Here is a 26,512-nt window from a genome sequence, read left to right on the forward strand (position 1 = left end):
AACTTTTGTGTGTGTTTTGTCCTGTGATTTTTTTAAAAAGACAGAAGATAGAACTCCTATTGCTCGTGTTAACGAAACCTATCTTTACGAAGAAGATATAAAAGATTTAGTAGCTGAAGGAACTTCGGTAGAAGATAGCACGCTATTAGTTAACAACTACATTACACGTTGGGCAACCCAATTATTGTTGGTTGAAGGTGCTGAACGTAACTTGCCTGAAACCACACAAAATAATTTCAATAAATTAGTAAGTCAATATAAAAAGGACTTGTTTACAAAAGCCTATTTAGATGCTTTAGTAAAGAAAAATATTGATACAACGGTAAGTCAGTCTGAAGCTGATACAGTATATTCAAAAAACAAAGAAACATTTAAGCTTAACGAAGAACTTGTAAAGTTTAGATATATCAATATTCCTCAAAATGCAATTAATCTTGACGATATAGAAAAACGTTTTAAACGTTTTGATACTAATGATAAAAGATATTTAGATTCTATTTCGGTTCAGTTTAAATCCTACTCGTTAAACGACTCTGTTTGGGTAAAAACCTCACAAGTTATTGAGAAGGTACCAGTTTTAAATGCAGAGAATAAAAAAGAACTGTTAAAAAAATCTAATTTTTTACAACTCAAAGATTCATTACACCTATATTTGATGCAAATTAATGATGTATTACTGCAAAATGATTATGCTCCATTAGAGTATGTAAAACCTACCATTAATCAAATAATAATAAATAAAAGGAAGTTAGAGCTTATAAAGCAACTTGAAAAAGATATTACCAAAGATGCAATTAAAAACAATCAATTTGAAATTTTTAACTAATACAAAGTTTCTGTTTACAGTAACAACACTGCTTGGATTTACATTTGCCAATGCTCAAGAAATTATCGAAGAAAAAGAAGCGGTAAAGTCTGTAGATACTGTTAATACTGCTAACCAACGTAAAAAAATAGATGGTGTAGCAGCAGTAGTTGGAGACTATGTGGTATTAGACTCCGATTTAGACAAGGAAATCATTCAGTTACAACAAAGAGGAGTTTCAGCTAGCGAAATGCCTTCACGCTGTCAGTTGTTTGGTAAGCTGTTAGAAGATAAACTGTATGCACATCATGCTATTCAAGATAGTATTGTGGTAAATGAGTTGGAAATCCGTTCTAACATCGACCAGCAAATGAGCTATTTAATGGAGCAAATTGGTTCAATGGAAGAGATCTTAAAATTCTATAATAAAGACTCTGAAGAAAGCCTAAGAGAAGAAATTTTTGAAATCAACAAAAACGGAAAGCTTGCAATGGAAATGCAGCGTAAAATTGTTGAGGATATTGAAGTAACTCCAGAAGAAGTACGTGAGTATTTCAACGAAATCCCTGAAGAGGAACGACCAATTTTTGGTACTGAATTAAAAGTGGCTCAAATAGTAGTAATCCCTAAAGTATCTGAAGAGGAAAAACAAAAGGTAATTGACAGATTAAGAGAATTTAAAGCTGATGTTATCGAAAATGGAGCGAGTTTCACAACAAAAGCTGTATTTTATTCTGATGATGTTGCCTCTCGTAAAGATGGTGGAAAATACTCTTTAAATAAGAAAAGACCTCAAATGGTAAAAGAGTTTAGAGATGTTGCTTTCTCTTTACAGGAAGGTGAAATTTCTGAGCCTTTTGAAACCGATTTTGGATACCATATCATTTACCTTGAAAAAATTAGAGGTCAAATTTACGATGTAAGACACATTCTTTTACGTCCTGAAATTACACAAGAAGCAATTCAAGAAGCTAAAGATAAAATAGAATTAATTAGACAACGTATAGTTGATGGCGAAATCACTTTTGCTGATGCAGCAAGAGAAATGAGTGATGAAAAAGAAACCAGACAAGATGGTGGGCAATTAATTAATCCAAAAACTCAAGATTTCAATTTTGAGTTAACTAAAATGGATCCTGAATTATATACTCAAATTCAAAACTTAAAAGACAACGAAATAAGTTTAGTGTATCAAGATGAAGATAGAGTAAACCGTATTAAGTTTAAAATCTTGACGGTTACTGATAGAATTGATGAGCATAAAGCCGATTTTGCTAAAGATTATTTAAAAATTAAAAGTTTAGCTGAACAAGACAAGCAGTACAAAGCAATTGACAAGTGGCTAGATGAAAAAATATTGGATACTTATATAAAAGTTAATGGTGAATATAGAGATTGTGAATTTAGCAGCAATTGGTTAAAAAAAGAAGAATAATATGTCTGACGTAGCAGCTGTAGAACAGTTTGTAAAAAAATATCAAGCCCTAAAAAGTGAAATAGCCAAAGTAATTATTGGTCAAGATGAAGTAGTAAACCAAATCTTGATTTCAATATTTTCAGGAGGACACTCTTTATTGATTGGAGTTCCTGGTTTAGCTAAAACCTTAATGGTAAATACCATTGCTCAAGCTTTAGGATTAGATTTCAAACGTATACAGTTTACACCAGATTTAATGCCAAGTGATATTCTTGGAAGCGAAATTCTTGATGAAAACCGTCAGTTTAAATTCATAAAAGGACCTATTTTCGCTAACATTATTCTTGCTGATGAGATTAACCGTACACCTCCAAAAACGCAAGCTGCTTTATTAGAAGCAATGCAAGAGCGTGCAGTAACGGTTGCAGGTCATCATTACAAACTAAATTTACCATACTTTGTATTAGCAACACAAAACCCAATTGAGCAAGAAGGAACTTATCCTTTACCAGAAGCGCAATTAGACCGTTTTATGTTTGCAATTAATCTAGAATATCCATCTTTTGCTGAAGAAGTTGAAGTTGTAAAAGCCACTACAACTGATGTTGCTAAAACAGTAAACGCTTTATTTACTGCACAAGAAATTATAGATTTTCAAAATTTAATACGTCGTATTCCTGTTGCTGATAACGTGATAGAATATGCTGTTGGTATGGTTGGAAAAACGAGACCAAATGCATCTACAGCTTCTGATTTGGTTAAGGAGTTTGTAGATTGGGGAGCAGGACCAAGAGCGTCTCAAAACTTAATTCTTGCTGCAAAAACACATTCTGCAATACACGGAAAATTCTCCCCAGATATTGAAAATGTTCAAGCTGTTGCTACAGGTATCCTTAGACATAGAATTATTAAAAACTACAAAGCCGAAGCAGAAGGTGTTACCGATGAGCAAATTATAAAAAGCTTGTTCTAATTTAATTCACTTCAATTATCCAGTAAATTGCTTATTTTTAAAAAGAATAAGCGGCTTTAATGCGTTCCAAAAGAGTTTATGGTTTAGATGTTATTAGGTCTATTGCTATCAGTTTGGTAGTAATATCGCATTGTACATTTTTATTTTATACAGAAACCAATAACCCAATTATACTTTTTACAAGAACTTTAGGAGCTGTAGGAGTAGATTTATTCTTTGTACTCAGTGGTTATTTAATTGGAGGACTGCTGCTAAAAAATATTGAGTCTGGTAAGACTTCATTTTCTGATTTAATAACCTTCTGGAAAAGACGTTGGCTTAGGACATTGCCTAATTACTTTTTGGTATTAGTGCTTAATGTCGTTTTACTGCTAATTCTTGGTGATGCACTACCTAAAAGTTTATGGCTTTACATTCCGTTTTTACAAAACTTTATAAATCCACATCCTGATTTTTTTACAGAAGCTTGGAGTTTATCCATTGAAGAGTATGCTTATTTACTACTTCCTTTTTTGCTGTATCTGTCTTTTTTTATGTTTAAAAAGCAGCATAAAAAGTTGTTTTTAAAGGTGACGCTCATTATGATAGTTGCACTTTTCGCTTTCAAAATAAGTTACTATTTCAATACTCATGTTACTAGTTATAAAGATTGGAGCTCAGGGTTTAGAAAAGTAGTGTTATATAGAATGGATGCTATCTATTTTGGGTTTTTATTAGTCTATATAATGAATACTTATGCTACGTTTTTTAAACAAAACCGAAAAATTTGTATTAGTATCGCATGTACTGTTTTTGGAGGAACCCATCTCTTGATTTACCATTATAGTTTGCTGCCTCAAACGCATTTAGGATTTTATGTGTTTTTTTATTTGCCTATAGTAGTGCTAAGTTGTGCTTTGTTGTTTCCGTATTGTATTCAATTAAAACAACATAAGTTTTTTGGCAAGGTCTTTTACTTTTTAAGTACACGATCGTATGCTATTTATTTAGTGAATTATTCTTTGATTCTGCTAAGTATTCAAAGGAATTTTAAAATAGAGCAATTAGCTTTTTTTGAAAAAGGTTTACTGTTGCTTTTGTTCTTGGTATTAACTTTAAGTATGTCGCAAATGATCTATGCGTTTTTTGAACGACCAATATTATTTTATAGAGATAAACATGTAGGTGATTAGGTTGTTCGATAGAAAAAACTACAATAAAGACTCGTTCTAAATAAGGTGAATTGTTAAATTTTTGTTCAACTAATAATTTAAAAGCTAATTTTTTACCTTAAACGTTGTTTTGTTATTGTTTCGTGGTTTATTTTCAAAGAAAATGCAATTTCGTTGCATATTTTAAAATGCATATTAAAATTCGTAATTTTGCTGTCTGTTTTAAATAAAGTAATGCTTATGTGCATTACGTTTTTTACAATAATAAAATATATATAAACATATATGCAAACATACAACGACTACCTTAAAGAAATTGAAGCTCGTAAACTTCAAGGATTACATCCAAAGCCTATTGATGGCGCAGAATTATTAAGCGAAATTATAGCACAAATAAAAGATGAAAATAACGAGCATAGAAAAGATTCTTTAAACTTTTTTATATATAACGTTTTACCAGGTACTACAAGTACTGCACGTGTAAAAGCAGACTTTTTAAAAGAAATTATTTTAGGTGAAACTAAAGTAGAAGAAATTACTTCAGAATTTGCTTTCGAGCAATTATCTCACATGAAAGGTGGACCATCTGTAGAAGTACTTTTGGATTTAGCTTTAGGTGAAGATAAAGCAATTGTTGAAGCTGCAGCTAAAGTATTAAAAACACAAGTGTTTTTATACGAAGCAGATACTGAGCGATTAGAACAAGCAATGAAATCTGGTAGCGCGATAGCAAAAGAGATAATTGAGAGTTATGCACAAGCAGAATTTTTTACAAAACTTCCAGAAGTTCAAGAAGAAATTCAAGTAGTAACTTATGTTGCTGGTGTTGGTGATATTTCAACAGATTTATTATCACCTGGTGCAGATGCGCACTCAAGATCAGATCGTGAGTTACATGGGCAATCTATCTTTGAGCATAACAAAGACATGCAACAAGAAGTTTTAGCTTTAAAAGAGCAGCATCCAGATAAACGTATTATGCTTATTGCAGAAAAAGGAACAATGGGTGTAGGATCGTCTCGTATGTCTGGTGTAAATAACGTGGCATTATGGACAGGTATTCCATCATCACCTTATGTACCGTTTATCAATATTGCACCTGTAATCGCTGGAACAAATGGTATTGCACCAATTTTCTTAACTACAGTTGGTGTAACTGGAGGAATTGGAATTGACCTTAAAAACTGGGTAAAACAAAAAGACGAAAACGGTAACACAGTTGTAGACGCAGATGGTGAGCCAATTTTAAAAGAGGTATATTCTGTAAAAACTGGTACGGTTTTAACAATTAATACAAAAGAGAAAAAATTATATAACGGAGACCAAGAGCTTAAAGATATTTCTACAGCATTAACACCACAAAAAATGGAGTTTATCAAAGCTGGTGGATCTTATGCTGTGGTTTTTGGTAAAAAATTACAAACTTTTGCTTGTAAAGTTTTAGGTATCGAAATTCCTCAAGTGTACGCAGCATCTAAAGAAATTACTGTAGAAAACCAAGGGTTAACAGCAGTAGAAAAAATCTTCAATAAAAACGCTGTTGGTACAACTCCAGGAAAAACATTACACGCTGGATCTAACGTTCGTGTAGAAGTAAACATTGTAGGTTCTCAAGATACTACAGGTTTAATGACGTCTCAAGAATTAGAAATGATGGCAGCAACCGTAATTTCACCAATCGTAGATGCTGGTTACCAATCAGGTTGTCATACAGCTTCAGTTTGGGATGACAAATCAAAAGCTAACATTCCGCGTTTAATGAAATTTATGAACGATTTCGGTTTAATTACTGGTCGTGATCCAAAAGGTCATTATCACGCAATGACAGACGTAATTCATAAAGTATTAAACGATATTACGGTAGACGATTGGGATATTATCATTGGTGGAGATTCGCACACACGTATGTCTAAAGGTGTTGCTTTTGGTGCCGATTCTGGTACTGTAGCATTAGCTTTAGCAACTGGTGAAGCAACAATGCCAATTCCAGAGTCTGTAAAAGTAACGTTTAAAGGTAACATGAGAAGCTTCATGGATTTCCGTGATGTGGTACATGCAACGCAACAACAAATGTTAAAGCAATTTGATGGCGAAAACGTATTCCAAGGTCGTGTTATCGAAGTACACATTGGTACGTTAACATCAGATCAAGCCTTTACATTTACAGATTGGACTGCAGAGATGAAAGCGAAAGCGTCTATCTGTATTTCTGAAGAAGAAACCTTAATCGAATCTTTAGAAATTGCTAGAGATCGTATCCAAATCATGATTAAAAAAGGTATGGATAACGAAAAGCAAATGTTACAAGGTTTAGTAGATAAAGCAAACAACAGAATAGAAGAGCTTAAATCTGGTTCTAAGCCAGCATTAAAGCCAGATGCAGATGCTAAATATTATGCAGAAGTGGTTATCGATTTAGATGAAATTGCAGAACCAATGATTGCAGATCCAGATGTAAACAACGAAGATCCTTCAAGACGTTATACACACGATACTATTCGTCCATTATCATACTATGGCGGAACTAAAAAAGTAGATTTAGGTTTCGTTGGATCTTGTATGGTACATAAAGGTGATATGAAAATTTTAGCGCAAATGCTAAAAAATATCGAAGCTCAACATGGTAAAGTAGAATTTAAAGCACCATTAGTTGTAGCGCCACCAACATACAATATTGTTGATGAATTAAAAGCTGAAGGAGATTGGGAAGTATTACAAAAGTACTCAGGATTCGAGTTTAACGATGATGCACCAAAAGCAGCTGCACGTACTAAATACGAAAACATGTTGTATTTAGAACGTCCTGGTTGTAACCTTTGTATGGGTAACCAAGAAAAAGCTGAGCCTGGAGATACAGTAATGGCAACATCAACACGTTTATTCCAAGGTCGTGTTGTAAAGGATGCTGATGGTAAAAAAGGTGAATCATTATTATCATCAACACCAGTTGTAGTATTATCAACTATTCTAGGTCGTACACCAACTATGCAAGAATACGAAGCTGCTGTAGATGGAATAGTATTAACCAAGTTTAAGCCATCTCAAAAACAATTAGTAATGGCGTAACAGTCATAACAACTTATATTCAAAAGCCCGAATTTAAAAATTCGGGCTTTTTTATTAACCTTTTTTTATGATAGTTTGAGTTGAATTTTATTAAATTATCGCTACTACGTTATGGTTGCAATATTATGCTTTAAAGGCAATGTAACTTATAACAAATCTAAATTAAAGTGATATCTTACTTAAATAAAAAGGCGTGTCACTTTTTTTTAATAATTTTAATACGTAAACACTATAAAAGAAGATTTATATGGCATTTGATATTGACATGATTAAAAAGGTTTATACTAATATGGCCGAACGTGTAGATAAAGCACGTGAAGTTGTAGGTAAACCATTAACACTATCTGAAAAGATTTTATATTCTCACCTTTGGGATGGTAGTCCAGAAAAAGCCTTTGTAAGAGGTAAAGATTATGTAGATTTTGCTCCAGACCGTATTGCTTGTCAAGATGCAACAGCGCAAATGGCTTTATTACAGTTTATGCAAGCTGGTAAAGACAAAGTTGCTGTACCTACAACTGTACATTGCGATCACTTAATTCAAGCAAAGCAAGGAGCAGCTGCCGATTTAAAACGAGCAAATGAAACGAGTAGTGAAGTATTTGACTTTTTAGCCTCTGTATCAAATAAGTATGGAATTGGCTTTTGGAAACCTGGAGCTGGAATTATCCATCAAGTAGTTTTAGAAAATTATGCATTTCCGGGAGGAATGATGATTGGTACTGATTCGCATACTGTAAATGCAGGAGGATTAGGTATGGTTGCTATTGGAGTTGGAGGTGCTGATGCTGTAGATGTAATGGCAGGTATGGCTTGGGAATTGAAATTTCCAAAGTTGATTGGTGTTAAATTAACAGGTAAATTATCTGGATGGACAGCACCAAAAGATGTGATTTTAAAAGTAGCTGAAATACTTACTGTAAAAGGTGGTACTGGAGCTATTGTAGAATATTTTGGTCCTGGTGCGACTTCTATGTCTTGTACAGGAAAAGGAACTATCTGTAATATGGGAGCCGAAATAGGTGCAACAACCTCTACGTTTGGTTATGATGAGTCTATGGAGCGTTACTTGCGTGCTACTGATAGAGAAGATGTAGCTGACGAAGCTAATAAAGTAAAAGCACATTTAACAGCAGATCCTGAAGTGTATGCTAACCCTGAGCAATATTTCGATCAAGTTATTGAAATTAATTTATCAGAGTTGTTACCACACTTAAATGGGCCTTTTACTCCAGATTTAGCTACAGAAGTAGGAACAATGACCGAAAAAGCTAAGGCAAACAATTGGCCTATGAAGGTAGAATGGGGATTAATTGGTTCTTGTACTAACTCGTCTTATGAAGATTTATCAAGAGCATCCTCTATTGCACAACAGGCTTTAGATAAAAAATTAAAAACAAAAGCTGAATTTGGGATTAATCCAGGTTCTGAGCAAGTACGATATACAACTGAACGCGATGGTATCTTAGAGATTTTTGAAAAACTAGATGCTACTATTTTTACTAACGCATGTGGACCATGCATTGGTCAGTGGGCTCGTTATGAAGACCCTAAGAATGCGCCTAAAAACAGTATTGTGCATTCGTTTAACCGTAATTTTGCTAAGCGTGCTGATGGTAACCCAAATACACATGCATTTGTAGCATCGCCTGAAATGACTGCTGCCATTGCTATTGCAGGACGTTTAGATTTTAATCCATTGACTGATAAATTAATCAATGAAGATGGGGAAGAAGTGATGTTAGATGAACCAACAGGATGGGAATTACCACCTAAAGGTTTTGAGGTAAAAGAAAATGGATACGTAGAGCCATTAGCAGACGGAAGTGGAGTAGAGGTAATTGTATCTCCAACTTCTGAACGTTTAGAGCTTTTAACACCATTCAAGCCAATTGGAGATGAAATTAAAGGTGCAAAGTTATTAATCAAAGCACATGGAAAATGTACAACAGATCATATTTCTATGGCAGGACCTTGGTTGCGTTTTCGTGGACACCTAGATAATATCTCTAACAACTGTTTAATTGGTGCTGTAAATGCATTCAATATGAAAACAAACATGGTTAAAAGTCAAATTACTGGAGATTATGCTGGTGTTCCTGATACACAACGAGAATATAAAGCTAAAGGCATTAAAACGATTGTAGTTGGAGATCATAACTATGGAGAAGGTTCTTCTCGTGAGCATGCTGCAATGGAACCAAGACATCTTGGTGTTGCTGCTGTAATTGTGAAATCTTTTGCGCGTATTCATGAAACCAACTTGAAAAAGCAAGGTATGTTAGGATTAACTTTTGCGAATGAAGCTGATTACGATTTAATTCAGGAAGATGATACGTTTAACTTCTTAGATTTAAACGAGTTTGCTCCTGACAAGCAATTAACTATTGAAGTTGTTCATGCAGATGGTAGTAAAGACACTATAAAAGTGAATCACACCTATAACGAGGCACAAATTGCATGGTATAAAGCTGGATCTGCATTAAACCTAATTGCTGCAGAAAACGCATAAACATTAATGAAATGAATACTAAAACTCCTGAAGGTTCTTCAGGAGTTTTTTTTGTTTTGTATGTAAGGATAAAGCAAGTGCTTTCGACTGAATTTGATAACTAACACAATTCAAGTATATTATGAAATCAGTTTGGTTTTTCGAGGATGTTAACTTGTTTAAAATACTGTGTCCTCATAAGTTTAAAGCATATAGAAAATCTCACGAGTTTACTTCTTATAAAAAGCAAGATTATATCTATTTTGAAGCTGATAATTCTAACAAGGTATTTCTTATAGAAAAAGGTAAAGTAAAGATTGGTTATTACAGCGAATCAGGAGACGAAGTAGTAAAAGCTATTTTAACTAAAGGAGAACTCTTTGGAGAAAAAGCCATTTTGGGAGAACGTATGCGAGATGAGTTTGCTCAGTCTATAGACAATGAAACTTCTATTTGTCCAATAGGTGTCGATACGATGCATACTTTAATGCGCGATAATGAAACCTTTAGTTTTAGAGTGTATAAGCTTATTGGGTTTAGATTTAAAAAACTAGAAAGACGTTTACAGTTGTTATTGTTTAAAGACTCAAAAACTAGACTTATGGAGTTTTTAGAGGAATTGTGTGATGAGTATGGTTATGACTGTAAAGACACAGGAAATAGAGTGATAAAACATCCATACACCCAAAAAGATATGGCGTCACTTATAGGAACTTCTAGACCAACACTAAATGTGCTTTTAAACGAATTGAAGGAAGAACATTTAATTGATTTCAATAGAAAAGAGATAAGATTATTGAAAAAAATTGCCTAATGTTAGCTAGCTAACATTTTATAATTTGTAGCTCTTTTAATTTTGGCATATAACCTTAAAAATTTATGCAATGATTAAAAGAATGTTTTTAGCAGTAGTGCTGCTTTCAGTGTTAGTGGTGTCGTGTAGTGATGATGACGATAATACTACAAGTCCAAATTCGAATTTAACGTTAAACCTTAACGGATTGGAAGCTTTAGGTGACGATTATGTCTATGAGGGCTGGATTATTGTTGATGGTCAACCAGTATCAACAGGAACTTTTTCTAGTGTTACTTTTCCACAAACCTTTTCAGTTAACACAATGCAATTAAATGAAGCAACAATGTTTGTATTGTCTATTGAACCAGCTGTTGATCCTGATCCTGCTCCAGCAGCAACAAAAATTTTAGCTGGTGCTTTTACTGGAGATTTGGCAATGGTGGATAGTAATAGTATAGTTGGTGACTTTAGCTCAGCTTCTGGTACTTATATTTTAGCAACACCAACAGATATGGATGATACTAATGAAGCTAGTGGTGTGTGGTTTTTAGACAATTCAAGTGGAAGTCCTATGACAGGTTTAAACTTACCAACATTACAAGATGGTTGGAAATATGAAGGTTGGGCAGTAATAGATGGAACTCCTGTAAGTACAGGTACTTTTACATTGGTTGATGATTTTGATGATAACGCAACAACATCACCTTTTAAAGGAGATTCGGGAGATGGACCAAGTTACCCAGGAGAAGATTATTTACAAAATGCACCTACTGGATTAACTTTTCCAACAGATTTAAGAGGAACAACAGTAGTTGTTTCGGTTGAACCTTTTCCAGATAATAGCCCAATGCCATTTACGCTAAAACCATTAGCTCACATGGTTCCAAATGATGCAATGACACATACAGTAATTAATTTAGGAGATGGACCTGTTGCTAGTTTATCAGGTTCTGTTACAAGATAATTTATAGTTTAGAGTTTAATTAATTTATAGATTTGAAGCATGGTTTCAATTATGAGGCTATGCTTTTCTTGTGTTTGGATATTCTATTTTACCTTTGAAAAAATATACAACAGCAAATGACATTTAGAAAACTTAAAATAAGCAACATTGTTTTTTTAGTAATAATAGTTTTAATGCTTATTCCTCAAACAAGACAACCTATTCAAGTAGCAATTCAGTCTGTGATTTCAAAGTTTAGTCCTTCGGTTATTGATAAAGAAGACCGAAAAAAAATAGAGTATTCTAGTTGGAATTTAAGAGATTTAAATGGCAACGAGTTTAATTTTAAGGACGCTAAAGGTAAAGTGGTGTTTGTAAATCTTTGGGCAACTTGGTGTCCTCCTTGTATTGCAGAATTTCAGTCTATTCAAGATTTGTATAATGATTATAACGAAAACGTTGTGTTTTTATTAGTTTCAGATGAATCTCCTGAAGTCATTAACGCATTCTTAGATAAAAAAGGGTATAATATTCAAATTTTTAATCCTTTGACCAAGTATCCTGAAGATCTTAGTTCAAGAAGTATTCCTAGAACATTTATTATAGATAGAGAAGGATATCTTGTGGTTGATAAAAATGGAGCTGCTAATTGGAACAGTGATAAGGTTCGTGAACAGTTAGACGAATTGCTTATTAAGTAATTTTGACTGGAAAAACTCAGTTAACACTAAGTTGGTTAAAATTAAGGTAAAAGCATAAATACTGTCTTCAATTGGTATTGTAAAAAGTCTTATGCCCAAATTTTCAGCATCATTATACCAAACCACTTCGTTTTCAATACAACTTCCTGTTAAAATTCCATTCACAATAAAAAAAGGAATAAGCATCACTATAAAGGTTAAATAGTAGGTTCTAAGTAATTGTAAATTATACTTCATAACTAACAATAGAAGTATAACAGCATAACTAAAATTAACAAGAGTGTACCATTTGCTGTAAAAGAATATGCTCAAAAATAAAAAGAGTATAATTAAACAGTAACTAAGTTTTTTAGTAAAACCTTCAGATAGTTTTTTATCTGGAAAGTAATATAAAAGTGAATGGTGAGTAAACACACATGCATACGGAATACAAATAAAAAACAGCCATTCTTCAATAGGCAAACCAAGAAATTTTTGTCCTAAAAAATAGGTGTCGTTAAAACCCCAAAAACCATTTTGTGTAAATAATACATCCCAAGGAATGTAAAACAGCATAGTTATAACTATTGAAATAGCTAATGATTTCCAGTATTTGTAAAACTTTAATTTTGGGTGAAAACTAAATAAAAAAGGAACAGATAACGAACCAATATTAAGAAGTAGGTATAAGTAGTTCATAAATTACTTTTTGAAATACTTAAAAGGAACAAACAGCATTCCAAAGCATTCTCCATCACTTTTTCCTAAGTGTTTATGATGCATTTTATGTGCACGACGAATACCTCTAGCGTACCAATTGTTAGCATTTCTAAAAAGCTTAAATCGCTGATGAATAAAAATATCGTGAACAATAAAATAGGTAGCTCCATAAGCAAAAATACCTAAGCCAATAGGTAAGCAAAACCAAACGTTTTCATAGCTCCATAAATAAAAGCAAACAATGCTTACAGCTGCATAAAACAAAAAGAAAGCATCATTACGTTCAAACCAACTGTCATGATCTTTTCTGTGATGGTCTTTGTGCAAATGCCATAAAAATCCATGCATGATGTATTTATGGGTAAACCACGCCATAAATTCCATAAAGCAAAATGTGCCTAAGAAAACTAATATCCAGTAAAGTGTTTGCATCGTTTTTAAAGTTACAATAAATTCAATTGATATTTAACATAACTCCTAGTTAAGAGTTCAATTTTTTTAGAATTTGAAACCCTAATACGTGTAGACTTTATTTTAAGTGCAGGCGTTTTCTTGAGCTTTTTTAATAATTGGCTGTAATATCTGTAAGCCATGAATACACCAAATTTAGCCTCAATTGGTAACTGTTTTATACCTTCCAAACCTTTGCTAAAATCTTCTTCAATATCATTAATTATATCTTGTTTTGATTGCTCGTCAAGTTTAGATAAATCAGCATTAGGAAAATAACTTCTGTTTAAATCTTCAAAATCGGCCTTTAAATCTCTTAAGAAATTTACTTTTTGAAAAGCAGAACCCAAACTCATAGCGCTATCTTTAAGTTTTTGGTATTTCTCTTCATCACCTTTAACAAATACCTTTAAGCACATTAACCCAACAACATCAGCAGAACCATAGATGTATTCTTTAAACTCGTCTTGTGTTAAATAATCTGTTTTATGTAAATCCATTTTCATGCTTTTCATAAAAGCAGTGACAAGAGCTTTATCGATATTGTATTTATGATACGTTTCTTGAAACGCATTTAAAATAGGGTTCAAGCTAATTTTATTGTGTATTGCTAGTTCTAAGTCTTTTTCAAACCAATGAAACAAAAACTCTTTATTGTAGTCGTGAAAAGAATCTACAATCTCATCAGCAAACCTTACAAAACCATAAATATTGTAAATGTCTTGACGAATGGATTTAGCAAGCATTTTTGTTGCTAATGAAAAAGAAGTGCTGTACGTTTTAGTGGTGATTTTACTGCACTCATGAGAAACAGTGTCAAATAGAGCTTTCATAATTAAAGAGAATGATGTTTGTTTATTAGTTCTGCAGCCAATTTCCCAGATATTAATGATGGTGGAACACCAGGTCCAGGAACGGTAAGTTGTCCAGTAAAATAAAGGTTGTTAACCTTTTTACTTTTTAATTTAGGTCGTAAAAATGCAGTTTGTAATAGCGTATTGGCCATTCCATAGGCATTTCCTTTATAGGAGTTATATTCTGATATAAAATCATTCACACAAAACGATTCTTTAAAAAGAATATCTTCTTTAACCGATTGAGAAGTTAATGCTTCAAATCGATTGATAATTTTATCAAAATAACTACTTCGTAACGCTTCAGTATCCTCAAGCCCTGGAGCTAAAGGTATTAAAAAAATTCCAGCTTCTTTATCATTAGGAGCAGTAGAATTATCAGTTATTGAAGGAAAACTAGCATAGAATAAAGGTTTTTCTGGCCATTTAGGGTTATCATAAATAGCTTCGGCATGTGTGTCAAAGTCCACATCAAAAAACAAAGTATGATGATTTACATTTTTTAGTTTTTTATTAAACCCAACATAAAATAGGAGTGAAGAAGGAGCAAAAGTTTTTTTGGTCCAATATGCTTCGCTATATTGCCTGTAGGACTCTTCTAGTAAAGTTTCGGTATGATGATAATCTGCACCACTTAAAACAATATCACAATTAATTATTTTGCTGCTGTTGGTAATAATGGTATTGGCTTTACCATTATCTACGAAAATCTTTTGAATTGGGTTTTCAGTTTTAATGGTAACACCAAGTTCTTTTGCTAGTTTTTCAAGCGCTAATATTACTTGGTACATACCTCCTTTTGGGTGAAAGGTGCCTAATCCAAAATCGGCATAATTCATAAAACTATAAAACGAAGGTGTGTCGCTTGGTTTAGCGCCTAAAAATAAAACAGGAAACTCTAGAATTTGTACTAAGCGTTTATTGTTAAATGCTTTTCTAACATCTTTTTTAATAGTACCAAAAAACTGATTTAATTTTTTAGCTGTTTGTAAATTCACAAGCTCTAGAGGAGAAACTCCAGGGTTATATACCAAATCCTTGATGGCAATATTGTAGTTGTCTTCGGCTTGTTGAATGAACTTTTTAAGTTTTTTAGAGCTTCCTGGTTCTTCTTTTTCAAATGCAATACAGATTTTATCTAAAGTATCTTCAATGGTGATAAAATCATTTTTCCCAAAATAAACACTATATGCAGGATTGAGCTTTTCTAATTGATAATAGTCTTTAGGATGCTTATTGAAATCGCTAAAAAAGCGTTCAAACACATCTGGCATCCAATACCATGTTGGACCAATATCAAATGTAAAACCATCTTTTATATATTGTCTAGCTCGACCACCTATGGTCTTATTTTTTTCGTAGATGGTTACGTCATAACCATACTTGGCTAAGTAACATGACGCAGCCAAAGACGAAAACCCAGAACCTATAATTGCAACTTTTTTCATAAATGTTTAACAAATATAAAAAAAGATTAAACAAAATAAAAATATTTATATTGAGTCTACTAAATTTTTAATGGAAGTGTAGCGTTTAATCTTTTTATTAATTGATGATTCGTCTATTTCTAAAGCTAATCTCCCTAAGATATGCAATTTGTTTTCTTTTTTTAATAATGTATCGTAAAAAGAACTGAGATAGTTGTCAATACTATCTGCGTCTGGTCTTATTGTGAAATAGGTTATAAAATCTACATAATCATAATGAGTCAGTAAATCTTCAAGACTTTTGCTTGGTACACTTGCACCTAAATAGATAGTTTGATAACCTAATTTTGTTAGTTCAAAATTCACAAACTGCAAACCGAGTTCATGAATTTCATTTTCAGGAAGAAATAAAGCATAAACTCTGTCATGTTTTTTTATTTCAGCAGTTTGAAATTGCTCAGTATTAACTAATATTTTTTGCTTTATCAGTTCAGAAATAAAATGTTCTTGTGCAGGAGTTATTGTATTGGTTTGCCATAGAAAACCAATTTCTTCTAATAAAGGAATAAATACTTCATAGAAAATTTCTGAAAACGTTTTTTCTTCTTCTAAATTCTTAAATGTATTAATGAAAAGAGCTTTGTCAAAGTTTAGTGCAGCTATCTTAAAAGTATTTAAAAGATGGTTTTCATTAGAAGAGATTGCAAGTTCCTTTGCTTTTTCAATAATTTCTTCAGGAGTTAGTTTTGCAATTTTTGAAATCTTTAAACCATTATTATAAAGAGCAGTAATGTTTAAAAGCTTTTGTAGGCTTTCAATACTGTAAGTTCTAATATTAGTTTCAGTACGGTTGGGAGCTAATAGGTTGTAGCGTTTTTCCCAAATACGTATTGTGTGTGCCTTGATACCCGAAAGGTGTTCAAGGTCTTTGATACTGAATTCGTTTTTAATGTTGTTCATCTTTTGCTTAAAAAAACTAAACAAAATTAATAAAAAAGAAGTAATTTAAAAAGTGCGCACGAGAAGACTCGAACTTCCACGACCAAAAACGGTCATTAGGCCCTCAACCTAACGCGTCTACCAATTCCGCCACGTGCGCAAAAATGAAGTGTTCAAAAATAAAAAAAGTTAAGCATTTCGCTTAACTTTTTTTTAGTGACTTGGCTGGGGCTCGAACCCAGGACCCTCTCCTTAAAAGGGAGATGCTCTACCAACTGAGCTACCAAGTCTGCCGTGTTTCTCTTAACGAGGGTGCAAATATAAAACGATTAATTTATTTTCCAAACCCTTTTTTAGATAAATTTTCGTTTTTTTGCATTTCATAATCTTATGGATTTAATAATCAATTTATAACGTAAAAATGAATTTTTTTTTAATTGGATATATGGGCTCTGGAAAGTCTACTATTGGAAGCAAACTTGCACAAGTTTTAGACTATAATTTTATAGATTTTGATGATTATATTCAATCCAAGGAAAAAAAGACTATTTCTGAAATTTTTCAATCTAAAGGAGAAATTTATTTTAGAAAAATTGAAAACATATATTTAAAGGAGTTAATAGAAGACACAACTAATACTATTATTTCTCTAGGAGGAGGAACTCCGTGTTATGGAAATAACATGGAACTTATAAAAGCTTCTAAACACTCAAAAAGTATTTATTTAAAGGCGTCTATACCTATTTTAACTGAGCGATTATTTAATGAAAAGGGAAAACGACCTTTAATTGCTCATATTGATTCAAAAGAAGAGATGGTAGAGTTTATAGGTAAGCATTTATTTGAGCGAACTAATTATTACAATCAATCTGACGCTACAATCCTTACTGATAATAAATCAATAGAAGAAATAACTGAAAAAATTATACTAGAGCTATTTTAAATACGCTTCAAAGTTTTTTCCATTAAGAACAACTTCAACATGCTCTTTTAGAGAAGTAGATAAAGAAATACCTTTAAAATCAGCTTTTACAGGAAATTTCTTATGGTTTCGGTTAACAAGAACTGCCGTTTTAAACTGCTTTAATGGCACGTTTAAAAAATGTTTAACACCATAAATAAGTGTGCTTCCAGAGTTTAAAACATCATCAATGAGAATGATAGATTTATTGGTGTATTCCTCTTCTGAAAGAGATGTTTTTATTTCTGATAACGGATTTTTTTTATCGACAACAACCTTACATAAAGTAGATTTTATATCAGAAATTTTATCAAGATTCGTCTTGAGCTTCTTTGCTAATAAATATCCATTAGTATCAATACCAGCCAAAATAATTTCAGATTCATTTACATTGCTTTCGTAAATTTGATAAGCAATACGTCTTATTTTATGTAAAATTTCTTGATGTGTTAGTATTGTATTTTTAGTGGCTGTCATTTGTAATAGTGTTTTTTCAAAGATAAAGGAGAATTTTCAATACTATTCATTTTCGTCATAAAAATCATCAATATCGCGTCTATCTTTTTTAGTAGGTCTTCCTGTGCCTTTTTTACGGTAATAATCCTTAGAGTATTTAAGTAGTTCTTGAGCTTCAAAGGCTTCTTTGGGTGTTGTATCAGTTCTATAAATGTCAACTAACTTAGCTCCAACTCTGTTAGGAGGTATATCGTTAACTGTTAACTGATAGTTGATTTGATTTTTTCGCAATTCAATTTTATCACCTATATAAACTTCTCTACTGGGTTTTACTACTTGATCATTTACTTTAATATGACCTTTTTTACATGCTTGTGTTGCAATGCTTCGGGTTTTGTAATATCTAACACTCCACAAGAATTTGTCTATCCGCATATTAAAAATATAAAAACTACGTTAATGTTGTTGTACAAAAATATTATAATATTGTATCTTGCGCTAATAAAAATGAGCAATATAAATTCAGGCAAGAGGTCTTGTTTTTGAATTGATGAAAGAAAAATTTACTATTTATGAAAATTAAAAATTACTGTGCTTTACTTCTAGTTCTGGTTTTAGGTTTTACATCGTGTAAAAAAGATGATGATAATGGTTCTACATTTGTTGAACGAGATAGAACAGAACAACAAGTTGCCGATAGAGATTCCTTGCTAGGGTATTTTGAAACTCATTACTATAATTCTTCAATGTTTGAGACTCCTGGAGATTATTCAATTTCTGATATAGAAATTTCTGAATTACCTATGGACGAAAATGGAAATTATTTAGAAATGCCTGATCCAGAAAATAATACTATGTTAAGTGACCCTGGAGTAATTGAGGTTCATACCACTACCTTTGCTGATGTAGAGTATGAATATTATATACTTAGATTAAACCAAGGAGGAGGAGATGCTCCAAATTTTTGTGATGATGTAAGGGTAAACTATTCTGGTAATATGCAAGATGGAGATGTTTTTGATAGTACTGTAAACCCTACTCAATTAGATTTAGTTAACTTAATTCCTGGATGGAGAAGAGTGATGCCACAATTTAATACAGCTAGTTCGTTTGTTATAAATGGAGATGGAACTGTAACGTATTCAGACTACGGTTTGGGAGTTATGTTTTTACCTTCAGGATTAGCCTATTTTTCTTCACCACCATTTGGTGTGAATTCTTACTCTAATTTAATATTTAAGTTTGCGTTATACCAAACTGAAATTAATGACCATGATGAAGATGGAGTACCAACTTATTTAGAGGACTTAGATAACGACGAAGATATTTTTGATGAAGATACTGATGAAGATGATATTCCTAACTATTTAGATATTGATGACGATGGAGATGGTGTGTTAACGATATATGAGGATATTGATAATGATGGAGACCCAACTAATGATGATACTGATGGAGATGGAATTCCAAATTATTTAGATGCGGATTCAACAGAATCCAATCAAGATGAAGACTAACAAAAAAAAGCCGCTTTTAAAGCGGCTTTTTTTATAATCTATTTATTTCTTTTTTATAGAATTAGTGATAAACTTAAGATAAGTTGATCAGGTCTGGTATCAATTCTACTTACAACACCTTCTCCTAAATTGTTTCCAATAAATGTAGCTTCGTTATCACTAAAACCTCTTTCGTATCTTAGGTCAATTCCAAACGATTGAAAGCTTAGTCCAATACCAAAGTTTAATCCAACTGAAAAGTCATCCTCAACTTCGCTAATGCTTATGCCATCAAACTCAGTATCCAAGATATATTGTAATGATGGTCCACCAAAAACACTTACAGGTCCTAAAACTTTAACACCAAATAATAGAGGAGCGTCAATTTTCTGCATAGTGAAATCATCGCTATCGTAATCACTTTTAGTACTAGTGTACATCAGCTCAGGTCTGAAGTAAAACTTGTTTCCAATTTTACCAAAAACACCAATATGATAACCTATGTTTCGGTCTGGGTGTTGTGCATTATCACCAATAGATTCAAAATAATCTCCATTGGCATTATAGTTTAGTCCACCTTTAAGACCAAAGCTGTTTCCGTCTTGAGCAAAAGATAAATTAATTGCAAATAACAGAATTGTAGTAATAACTAATTTTTTCATAATATTCGTTTTTTAGATTTGGATTATAGTATCAAAAACGTTGCCAAACGAATATTATTTTCTTTTCATTACTTTTTCAACAGCATTTATAATAGCAGAACTGTTAAGTCCATATTTGTCCATTAGTTGTGCTGGTGTACCAGATTCACCAAAAGTATCTTGAGTAGCAATAAACTCTTGAGGCGTAGGTTCGTTTTCAGCTAAAACTCTAGCTACACTCTCTCCTAAACCACCTAAATAGTTGTGTTCTTCAGCAGTTACAATGCATTTAGTTTTTGCTACTGAATCTAATATTGCTTTTTCGTCAAGAGGTTTTATGGTATGAATATTAATAACTTCAGCCTTGATACCTTTTTCAAAAAGCGCTTTTGAAGCTTCTAATGCTTCCCAAACTAAATGTCCTGTAGCAACAATAGTTACATCGCTTCCTTCAGTAAGATGAATAGCTTTCCCTATTTCAAATTTTTGGTCTTCAGGCATAAACACAGGAACTGAAGGTCTACCAAAACGAAGGTAAACAGGTCCATCATGTTCTGCAATAGCTATAGTAGCAGCTTTGGTTTGGTTATAGTCACATGGATTTATAACTGTCATTCCTGGAAGCATTTTCATTAATCCAATGTCTTCTAGTATTTGATGTGTTGCTCCATCTTCACCTAAAGTTAAACCTGCATGCGATGCGCATATTTTTACATTTTTACCAGAATAAGCTATAGATTGACGAATTTGATCGTAAACTCTTCCTGTTGAGAAATTAGCAAAAGTACCAGTAAAAGGAATTTTCCCACCAATAGTTAATCCTGCTGCAATACCCATCATGTTAGCTTCAGCAATTCCTACTTGGAAAAAACGCTCAGGATTTTCCTTAATAAATTGATCCATTTTTAATGAACCAATTAAATCTGCACAAAGTGCAACAACGTTTGGATTTGTTCTACCTAACTCTGCAAGTCCTGCTCCAAAACCACTTCTAGTATCTTTTTTTTCTGTGTATGTATATGTTTTCATTGTCTTAGTTGTTGCTGCTTAATAATCTCCTAAAGTTTCTGGGTTTTGTGCTAGTCCAATAGCTAACTGCTCATCGTTTGGTGCTTTACCATGCCACGCATGAGTGTGCATCATAAAATCAACACCATTACCCATTACAGTTTTTAGTAAAACGCATACTGGTTTCCCTTGCCCAGTTTTAGATTTTGCTTCAGCCATACCTTTTAATATAGCTTCAATATTATTTCCTTCTTCAATTTCTAAAACAGTCCATCCAAAAGCTTCAAATTTTTCTTTGACATTTCCCATAGGTAAAACGTCATCTGTAGAACCGTCAATTTGCTGACCGTTTAAGTCAATAGTAGCAATAATATTGTCAACTTTGTTTCCTGATGCATACATTATAGCTTCCCAGTTTTGACCTTCTTGTAACTCGCCATCACCATGTAAACTGTATACTAAATGGTTGTCATTATTTAATTTTTTTGCTTGTGCAGCACCAAGAGCAACGCTCATTCCTTGTCCTAAAGAACCTGATGCAATACGAACACCTGGTAAACCTTCGTGAGTAGTTGGGTGTCCTTGTAATCTAGAGTTGATTATTCTAAAAGTATTTAGCTCATCTACAGGAAAGTAACCAGCTCTTGCTAATACGCTGTAATAAACAGGCGAAATATGACCGTTTGATAGGAAGAAAATATCTTCTCCAATACCATCCATATCAAAGGTATTATTGGTTTCCATTATTTCATTATAAAGCGCTACAAAAAATTCTGTACAGCCCAAAGAACCACCTGGATGCCCTGAGTTTACTTTATGTACCATCCGTAAAATGTCTCTACGAACCTGTGTTACTAAATCTTCTAGTTGTTGTGTGTTTGACATGTTTTTAATCTAAGTTTTTTCTTGATGCAAAAGTAAAGTTTTATACAGATTAATAAAAAGACTTTATGAGCATTTATTAACCAAAATGATGCTTTTGCTAACAATTTTGAATTTATTAAGAAGCACATCACATTTAGTTATTTATCTTTGCCAACTCATTGAGTAAAGCATATGATATTTGAATTAAAGGGAAAAGATAGTCAAAGTAAGGCTAGAGCAGGAAAAATTACTACAGATCATGGTGTTATTGAAACACCTATTTTTATGCCAGTTGGTACTGTGGCTTCGGTAAAAGGAGTGCATCAACGAGAGCTTAAAAACGATATAAATCCTGATATTATATTAGGAAATACCTATCATCTTTATTTAAGACCTCAAACTGATATTTTAGAAAAGGCAGGCGGACTTCATAAGTTTATGAATTGGGATAGAAATATACTAACCGATTCTGGTGGTTACCAAGTGTACTCGCTTTCTGCAAATAGAAAAATTAAGGAAGAAGGTGTTAAGTTTAAATCACATATTGATGGTAGCTACCATACATTTACGCCTGAAAATGTTATGGAAATTCAGCGTAGTATTGGTGCTGATATTATAATGGCTTTTGATGAGTGTACACCTTATCCTTGCGATTATAATTACGCAAAACGCTCTATGCACATGACGCATCGTTGGTTAGACAGATGTATTGCGCATTTAGAAAAAACACCATTTAAATATGGGTACTCACAAACGTTTTTTCCAATTGTTCAAGGAAGCACATACAAAGATTTACGTATTCAGTCTGCTGAATATATTGCTAACTCTGGAGCTTTAGGAAACGCTATTGGTGGACTTTCGGTAGGAGAACCTGCCGAAGAAATGTATGCTATGACTGATGTTGTATGCGGAATTTTGCCTGAAGACAAACCTCGTTACTTAATGGGAGTTGGTACTCCAATCAATATTTTAGAAAATATAGCGTTAGGTGTAGATATGTTTGACTGTGTAATGCCTACAAGAAATGCTAGAAATGGAATGTTATTTACAGCTCATGGTACAATAAACATCAAAAATAAAAAATGGGAAGACGATTTTTCTCCAATTGATGAAATGGGAATAACCTTTGTAGATACCGAATATAGTAAAGCCTATTTGCGTCATTTATTTACTGTAAATGAATTACTTGGTAAGCAAATAGCAACTATACATAATCTTGGTTTTTATTTATGGTTGGTTAGAGAAGCTAGAAAACATATATTAGCAGGAGATTTTAGAAGCTGGAAAGATAAAATGGTAAAACAAATGGATAAACGATTGTAATGTTAAAGATATTAGATTGGTACATATTAAAGCGTTACCTGTTTACATTTTTAATGATGTTGCTGTTGTTTATTCCTATTGGGATAACTGTAAATCTTGCTGAAAAGATTGGTAAAATTCTTGAAAAAGAAGTGCCTTTTCCTGCTGTAGCGAAGTACTATCTAGATTTTACAATCTATTTTGCTAACTTATTATTTCCTTTGTTTTTATTCTTGTCAGTAATTTGGTTTACCTCAAAATTGGCCAACAATACTGAGATTACTGCCATATTAAGTTCTGGAGTTTCTTTTTCAAGGTTTTTAAAACCTTATATGATAGGGTCTACAATAGTAGCTGGTTTTGCATTATTACTTGGTTTGTATTTAGCACCTATGGCAAGTAAAGGTTTTAATCAGTTTAAGTATCAATATTTAAAAGGAAATAGAAAAGCGTTTGAAACTCAAGATATTTATAGGCAGATAAACGATAACGACTTTATTTACGTAAGCCGATTTGACCCTAATGCAAAAAGAGGATTTAAATTTACTTTAGAGCATTTTGATGGTAATAAGTTGGAGTACAAAATTTCTGCCGATAATATTACTTATATTGATAGAGATACTACATATCGATTAATTAACTACACAAAGCGAATTTTCAACGAAAACTCTGAGATTATCGAAACTACGAGACGTTTTGATACGCTCTTTTCATTTGATCTCGAAGACCTTACACCTGTTGAGTATATTGCAGAAACTTTTCAATATGGAGAGCTTAACCGTTTCATTGAAAAGGAGAAAAAGAGAGGCTCATCAAACATTGGGAGATATGAAGTCGTAAAGTATAAAAAATGGAGTTTACCAGTTTCGGTATATATACTTACTATTATTGCTGTTGCTGTATCTTCAATTAAACGAAGAGGAGGTATGGGAGTTAATCTTGCTTTTGGTATTACTATCGCAATGGTTTATGTGTTTTTCGATAAAGTGTTTGGTGTAATGGCAGAGCAATCAGATTTTCCTCCCTTGGTTGCAGTTTGGTTTCCAAATGTTATCTTTGGTATAATAGCCATATACCTTCTATATAATGCCAAACGTTAAGCTTAAAAATTATTTACACTTACATTTTTTAGTTTTCATTGCTGGATTTACTGCTATTTTAGGAGAGTTAATAACCATTGGCTCAACTGAACTTGTATGGTACAGAATGGTAATTGCTGCAGTATTAATGTATGCTTACATAAAGCTAGCAAGAATTCCTTTAAACCTTCCACCAAAAACGATACTTGGTTTTTTTGGTGCTGGTATTATCATCGCTTTACATTGGATTACTTTTTTTGAATCCATTAATCAAGCTAATGTATCAATAGCGCTCGCTATGTTTTCTACAGGAGCTTTTTTTGCTTCTTTTATAGAACCTTTAATTTATAGACGTAAAATAATTGGTTACGAAATATTCTTCGGAATCGTTGTTGTAGTTGGTGTATTTTTAATAACCCAGAGTGAAATTCAATACCTTAACGGAATAATTCTAGGCATACTTTCAGCACTTTTTTCTACAACCTTTGCAGTTATTAATGGCAAGTTTATTGAAAGGCACAACGCTTCGGTTATTTCATTTTATGAATTTATAAGCGGTATTGTTTTACTGTCGCTATTTATTATACGTTCTGATAATGCATTTAACACACAGTTTTTCACGCTATCCAATTCTGATTGGATATACCTCATAATTTTAGGATCAGTTTGTACAGCCTATGCATTTATTGGCTCAGTAGAAGTAATGAAACATATAAGTCCTTATACAGTAATACTTTCGTACAATTTAGAACCAATTTATGGTATTACACTAGCAATCATTTTGTTTCCTGAAACCGAGATTATGAGCCAACAATTCTATTATGGTGCAGCACTTATTTTTATTACTGTTTTATGGGATGCTTTACTTAAAAATAGAAAAATAGTTAAAAAGAAAAGCAGCTTAACAAGCTAAGACGATTAAAGTTTTTATATTTGTATGCTAACTAAAATTAAACGTAACTTTCAATGGAATATTTAGAATTTGAACTTCCAATTAAAGAGCTTGAAGATCAGTTGCAAAAATGCCAGATAATAGGAGAAGAGAGCGATGTAGATGTTACTGAGACTTGTAAGAAAATTGAAAAAAAGCTAAAAGAGACCAAAAAAGATATATACAAAAATCTTACTGCATGGCAACGTGTACAGTTATCACGTCATCCAAACAGACCTTATACTCTAGATCATATTAAAGCACTTTGTGGTGATTCATTTCTTGAACTTCATGGTGATAGAAATGTAAAAGACGACAAAGCTATGATTGGTGGATTGGGTAAAATTGGAGACCAAACCTATATGTTTATTGGTCAACAAAAAGGTTATAATACCAAAACTAGACAATACAGAAACTTTGGTATGGCTAATCCAGAAGGCTACAGAAAAGCATTGCGTTTAATGAAGTCTGCCGAAAAATTTGGTATTCCTGTTGTAACCTTAGTAGATACTCCAGGAGCATATCCAGGATTAGAAGCTGAAGAACGCGGACAAGGAGAAGCTATTGCAAGAAACATTTTAGAAATGGCACGTCTTAAAGTGCCAATTATTACCATAATAATAGGAGAGGGAGCATCTGGCGGTGCTTTAGGAATTGGTGTTGGAGATAAAGTATTGATGTTAGAGAACACATGGTATTCTGTAATTTCACCTGAATCTTGCTCATCTATTTTATGGCGTAGTTGGGAATACAAGGAGCAAGCTGCTGAAGCTTTAAAACTTACTGCACCAGATATGAAAAAGCTTAAGCTTGTAGACCAAATCATAAAAGAACCTCTTGGTGGAGCACATACTGATAGAGAAACCACTTTTAAATCAGTTAGTGATGCTATCGTAAAAAATTACGAAGAATTAAAAAACTTATCACCAAAAGAGTTAGTAGACCAACGCATGGAAAAATATATGCAAATGGGAGTTTACAAAGGCTAATCCTAATAAAATATAGTATTCAAAAAAACTGAAGTGCTGAACTTCGGTTTTTTTTGTCGCTATTAACAATATA

General features: G+C 32.6%; 25 protein-coding genes and 2 tRNA genes. 15 read left to right on the top strand and 12 right to left on the bottom strand.

Annotated features, from left to right (window positions below):
• Positions 1-7: 7 nt before the first annotated feature.
• The 9 genes from ABD011_RS15480 to ABD011_RS15520 all read left to right on the top strand — a co-directional run bounded on the left by ABD011_RS15480 (position 8) and on the right by ABD011_RS15520 (position 12,343).
• Complete coding sequence (locus ABD011_RS15480; protein WP_343799769.1) at positions 8-826, top strand: peptidyl-prolyl cis-trans isomerase; 819 nt, start codon at positions 8-10, stop codon at positions 824-826.
• Positions 789-2,240 (top strand): peptidylprolyl isomerase, encoded by a 1,452-nt coding sequence (locus ABD011_RS15485; RefSeq protein ID WP_343799725.1) that lies wholly within the window; start codon positions 789-791, stop codon positions 2,238-2,240. The genes ABD011_RS15480 and ABD011_RS15485 overlap by 38 nt, the downstream gene beginning before the upstream one ends.
• Before the next feature lies 1 nt (position 2,241).
• Positions 2,242-3,195 (top strand): AAA family ATPase, encoded by a 954-nt coding sequence (locus tag ABD011_RS15490; RefSeq protein WP_129761766.1) that lies wholly within the window; start codon positions 2,242-2,244, stop codon positions 3,193-3,195.
• A 59-nt stretch (positions 3,196-3,254) separates the two neighbouring features.
• Positions 3,255-4,367: an acyltransferase family protein gene (locus tag ABD011_RS15495; RefSeq protein WP_343799727.1), complete on the top strand. Its 1,113-nt coding sequence runs from the start codon at positions 3,255-3,257 to the stop codon at positions 4,365-4,367.
• A gap of 264 nt (positions 4,368-4,631) precedes the next feature.
• A complete protein-coding gene (locus tag ABD011_RS15500; protein WP_343799729.1) occupies positions 4,632-7,412 on the top strand; it encodes a bifunctional aconitate hydratase 2/2-methylisocitrate dehydratase in 2,781 nt (926 codons plus the stop codon).
• Between the two features lie 247 nt (positions 7,413-7,659).
• Positions 7,660-9,924: an aconitate hydratase gene (locus tag ABD011_RS15505; protein ID WP_343799731.1), complete on the top strand. Its 2,265-nt coding sequence runs from the start codon at positions 7,660-7,662 to the stop codon at positions 9,922-9,924.
• Between the two features lie 121 nt (positions 9,925-10,045).
• Positions 10,046-10,717: a Crp/Fnr family transcriptional regulator gene (locus ABD011_RS15510; protein ID WP_131509035.1), complete on the top strand. Its 672-nt coding sequence runs from the start codon at positions 10,046-10,048 to the stop codon at positions 10,715-10,717.
• 70 nt (positions 10,718-10,787) lie between these two features.
• On the top strand, positions 10,788-11,663 hold the full coding sequence (locus tag ABD011_RS15515) for an anti-sigma factor (protein ID WP_343799734.1): 876 nt from the start codon (positions 10,788-10,790) through the stop codon (positions 11,661-11,663).
• Positions 11,664-11,779: 116 nt separating this feature from the next.
• A complete protein-coding gene (locus ABD011_RS15520) occupies positions 11,780-12,343 on the top strand; it encodes a TlpA family protein disulfide reductase (RefSeq protein WP_343799735.1) in 564 nt (187 codons plus the stop codon).
• On the opposite strand, the gene ABD011_RS15525 is transcribed toward ABD011_RS15520, so the two are convergent.
• The 7 genes from ABD011_RS15525 to ABD011_RS15555 form a co-directional block, all read right to left on the bottom strand.
• Positions 12,320-13,021 (bottom strand): lycopene cyclase domain-containing protein, encoded by a 702-nt coding sequence (locus tag ABD011_RS15525; RefSeq protein ID WP_343799737.1) that lies wholly within the window; start codon positions 13,019-13,021, stop codon positions 12,320-12,322. The two genes, ABD011_RS15520 and ABD011_RS15525, sit on opposite strands and share 24 nt — an antisense overlap.
• A 3-nt stretch (positions 13,022-13,024) precedes the next feature.
• Positions 13,025-13,474, bottom strand: a complete 450-nt coding sequence (locus ABD011_RS15530) for a sterol desaturase family protein (RefSeq protein ID WP_131509039.1) — start codon at positions 13,472-13,474, stop codon at positions 13,025-13,027.
• Between the two features lie 11 nt (positions 13,475-13,485).
• A complete protein-coding gene (locus ABD011_RS15535; RefSeq protein ID WP_129761773.1) occupies positions 13,486-14,325 on the bottom strand; it encodes a phytoene/squalene synthase family protein in 840 nt (279 codons plus the stop codon).
• A gap of 2 nt (positions 14,326-14,327) precedes the next feature.
• On the bottom strand, positions 14,328-15,794 hold the full coding sequence (locus ABD011_RS15540; protein ID WP_343799740.1) for a phytoene desaturase family protein: 1,467 nt from the start codon (positions 15,792-15,794) through the stop codon (positions 14,328-14,330).
• Positions 15,795-15,839: 45 nt separating this feature from the next.
• Positions 15,840-16,733 (bottom strand): MerR family transcriptional regulator, encoded by an 894-nt coding sequence (locus ABD011_RS15545; RefSeq protein ID WP_343799742.1) that lies wholly within the window; start codon positions 16,731-16,733, stop codon positions 15,840-15,842.
• 53 nt (positions 16,734-16,786) lie between these two features.
• A tRNA-Leu gene (locus ABD011_RS15550) sits at positions 16,787-16,872 on the bottom strand.
• Positions 16,873-16,929: 57 nt separating this feature from the next.
• Positions 16,930-17,002: transfer RNA gene (locus ABD011_RS15555), tRNA-Lys, on the bottom strand.
• 131 nt (positions 17,003-17,133) lie between these two features.
• Between ABD011_RS15555 and ABD011_RS15560 the strand changes: the two genes are divergently transcribed.
• A complete protein-coding gene (locus ABD011_RS15560) occupies positions 17,134-17,655 on the top strand; it encodes a shikimate kinase (protein WP_343799744.1) in 522 nt (173 codons plus the stop codon).
• Here the strand turns inward: ABD011_RS15560 and ABD011_RS15565 are convergent.
• Together ABD011_RS15565 and ABD011_RS15570 are read right to left on the bottom strand one after the other, a co-directional pair.
• Positions 17,647-18,150 (bottom strand): phosphoribosyltransferase family protein, encoded by a 504-nt coding sequence (locus ABD011_RS15565; protein ID WP_343799746.1) that lies wholly within the window; start codon positions 18,148-18,150, stop codon positions 17,647-17,649. The two genes, ABD011_RS15560 and ABD011_RS15565, sit on opposite strands and share 9 nt — an antisense overlap.
• A gap of 42 nt (positions 18,151-18,192) precedes the next feature.
• Positions 18,193-18,564, bottom strand: coding sequence for an RNA-binding S4 domain-containing protein (locus tag ABD011_RS15570; RefSeq protein WP_129761778.1), 372 nt, complete (start codon positions 18,562-18,564; stop codon positions 18,193-18,195).
• Positions 18,565-18,701: 137 nt separating this feature from the next.
• Here ABD011_RS15570 and ABD011_RS15575 point away from each other — a divergent pair, with 137 nt between their 5' ends.
• Positions 18,702-19,646 carry an FKBP-type peptidyl-prolyl cis-trans isomerase gene (locus ABD011_RS15575; protein ID WP_343799748.1) on the top strand — a complete coding sequence of 315 codons (945 nt, stop codon included), beginning with the start codon at positions 18,702-18,704 and terminating at the stop codon, positions 19,644-19,646.
• Between the two features lie 53 nt (positions 19,647-19,699).
• On the opposite strand, the gene ABD011_RS15580 is transcribed toward ABD011_RS15575, so the two are convergent.
• From ABD011_RS15580 to ABD011_RS15590, 3 genes are read right to left on the bottom strand one after another with little or no spacing between them, the layout of a single operon-like run.
• Positions 19,700-20,287 (bottom strand): porin family protein, encoded by a 588-nt coding sequence (locus tag ABD011_RS15580; RefSeq protein WP_129761781.1) that lies wholly within the window; start codon positions 20,285-20,287, stop codon positions 19,700-19,702.
• Positions 20,288-20,341: 54 nt separating this feature from the next.
• Positions 20,342-21,295, bottom strand: coding sequence for a transketolase family protein (locus ABD011_RS15585; protein WP_129761782.1), 954 nt, complete (start codon positions 21,293-21,295; stop codon positions 20,342-20,344).
• 18 nt (positions 21,296-21,313) lie between these two features.
• On the bottom strand, positions 21,314-22,159 hold the full coding sequence (locus ABD011_RS15590; protein WP_129761783.1) for a transketolase: 846 nt from the start codon (positions 22,157-22,159) through the stop codon (positions 21,314-21,316).
• Between the two features lie 171 nt (positions 22,160-22,330).
• Between ABD011_RS15590 and tgt the strand changes: the two genes are divergently transcribed.
• Genes tgt through ABD011_RS15610 form a run of 4 tightly spaced genes read left to right on the top strand, consistent with a single transcriptional unit; the run spans position 22,331 to position 26,439 of the window.
• On the top strand, positions 22,331-23,461 hold the full coding sequence (tgt, locus tag ABD011_RS15595) for a tRNA guanosine(34) transglycosylase Tgt (RefSeq protein WP_129761784.1): 1,131 nt from the start codon (positions 22,331-22,333) through the stop codon (positions 23,459-23,461).
• Complete coding sequence (locus ABD011_RS15600; RefSeq protein ID WP_335976250.1) at positions 23,461-24,540, top strand: LptF/LptG family permease; 1,080 nt, start codon at positions 23,461-23,463, stop codon at positions 24,538-24,540. The genes tgt and ABD011_RS15600 overlap by 1 nt, the downstream gene beginning before the upstream one ends.
• Positions 24,527-25,432 (top strand): DMT family transporter, encoded by a 906-nt coding sequence (locus ABD011_RS15605; RefSeq protein ID WP_343799755.1) that lies wholly within the window; start codon positions 24,527-24,529, stop codon positions 25,430-25,432. Before ABD011_RS15600 ends, ABD011_RS15605 begins: the two co-directional genes overlap by 14 nt.
• 53 nt (positions 25,433-25,485) lie before the next feature.
• Positions 25,486-26,439, top strand: a complete 954-nt coding sequence (locus ABD011_RS15610; RefSeq protein WP_129761787.1) for an acetyl-CoA carboxylase carboxyltransferase subunit alpha — start codon at positions 25,486-25,488, stop codon at positions 26,437-26,439.
• The last annotated feature ends 73 nt before the right edge of the window (positions 26,440-26,512 follow it).

Source organism: Gaetbulibacter jejuensis, assembly GCF_039524015.1.
GTDB classification, from domain to species: domain Bacteria; phylum Bacteroidota; class Bacteroidia; order Flavobacteriales; family Flavobacteriaceae; genus Gaetbulibacter_B; species Gaetbulibacter_B jejuensis.

Excerpts from the sequence above, each read along its gene's own strand:
- ABD011_RS15485 (WP_343799725.1), top strand. The coding sequence starts at position 789 with ATGCAATTAAAAACAATCAATTTGAAATTTTTAACTAATACAAAGTTT.
- ABD011_RS15490 (WP_129761766.1), top strand. The coding sequence starts at position 2,242 with ATGTCTGACGTAGCAGCTGTAGAACAGTTTGTAAAAAAATATCAAGCC.
- ABD011_RS15495 (WP_343799727.1), top strand. The coding sequence starts at position 3,255 with ATGCGTTCCAAAAGAGTTTATGGTTTAGATGTTATTAGGTCTATTGCT.
- ABD011_RS15500 (WP_343799729.1), top strand. The coding sequence starts at position 4,632 with ATGCAAACATACAACGACTACCTTAAAGAAATTGAAGCTCGTAAACTT.
- ABD011_RS15505 (WP_343799731.1), top strand. The coding sequence starts at position 7,660 with ATGGCATTTGATATTGACATGATTAAAAAGGTTTATACTAATATGGCC.
- ABD011_RS15510 (WP_131509035.1), top strand. The coding sequence starts at position 10,046 with ATGAAATCAGTTTGGTTTTTCGAGGATGTTAACTTGTTTAAAATACTG.
- ABD011_RS15515 (WP_343799734.1), top strand. The coding sequence starts at position 10,788 with ATGATTAAAAGAATGTTTTTAGCAGTAGTGCTGCTTTCAGTGTTAGTG.
- ABD011_RS15520 (WP_343799735.1), top strand. The coding sequence starts at position 11,780 with ATGACATTTAGAAAACTTAAAATAAGCAACATTGTTTTTTTAGTAATA.
- ABD011_RS15525 (WP_343799737.1), bottom strand. The coding sequence starts at position 13,021 with ATGAACTACTTATACCTACTTCTTAATATTGGTTCGTTATCTGTTCCT.
- ABD011_RS15530 (WP_131509039.1), bottom strand. The coding sequence starts at position 13,474 with ATGCAAACACTTTACTGGATATTAGTTTTCTTAGGCACATTTTGCTTT.
- ABD011_RS15535 (WP_129761773.1), bottom strand. The coding sequence starts at position 14,325 with ATGAAAGCTCTATTTGACACTGTTTCTCATGAGTGCAGTAAAATCACC.
- ABD011_RS15540 (WP_343799740.1), bottom strand. The coding sequence starts at position 15,794 with ATGAAAAAAGTTGCAATTATAGGTTCTGGGTTTTCGTCTTTGGCTGCG.
- ABD011_RS15545 (WP_343799742.1), bottom strand. The coding sequence starts at position 16,733 with ATGAACAACATTAAAAACGAATTCAGTATCAAAGACCTTGAACACCTT.
- ABD011_RS15560 (WP_343799744.1), top strand. The coding sequence starts at position 17,134 with ATGAATTTTTTTTTAATTGGATATATGGGCTCTGGAAAGTCTACTATT.
- ABD011_RS15565 (WP_343799746.1), bottom strand. The coding sequence starts at position 18,150 with ATGACAGCCACTAAAAATACAATACTAACACATCAAGAAATTTTACAT.
- ABD011_RS15570 (WP_129761778.1), bottom strand. The coding sequence starts at position 18,564 with ATGCGGATAGACAAATTCTTGTGGAGTGTTAGATATTACAAAACCCGA.
- ABD011_RS15575 (WP_343799748.1), top strand. The coding sequence starts at position 18,702 with ATGAAAATTAAAAATTACTGTGCTTTACTTCTAGTTCTGGTTTTAGGT.
- ABD011_RS15580 (WP_129761781.1), bottom strand. The coding sequence starts at position 20,287 with ATGAAAAAATTAGTTATTACTACAATTCTGTTATTTGCAATTAATTTA.
- ABD011_RS15585 (WP_129761782.1), bottom strand. The coding sequence starts at position 21,295 with ATGAAAACATATACATACACAGAAAAAAAAGATACTAGAAGTGGTTTT.
- ABD011_RS15590 (WP_129761783.1), bottom strand. The coding sequence starts at position 22,159 with ATGTCAAACACACAACAACTAGAAGATTTAGTAACACAGGTTCGTAGA.
- tgt (WP_129761784.1), top strand. The coding sequence starts at position 22,331 with ATGATATTTGAATTAAAGGGAAAAGATAGTCAAAGTAAGGCTAGAGCA.
- ABD011_RS15600 (WP_335976250.1), top strand. The coding sequence starts at position 23,461 with ATGTTAAAGATATTAGATTGGTACATATTAAAGCGTTACCTGTTTACA.
- ABD011_RS15605 (WP_343799755.1), top strand. The coding sequence starts at position 24,527 with ATGCCAAACGTTAAGCTTAAAAATTATTTACACTTACATTTTTTAGTT.
- ABD011_RS15610 (WP_129761787.1), top strand. The coding sequence starts at position 25,486 with ATGGAATATTTAGAATTTGAACTTCCAATTAAAGAGCTTGAAGATCAG.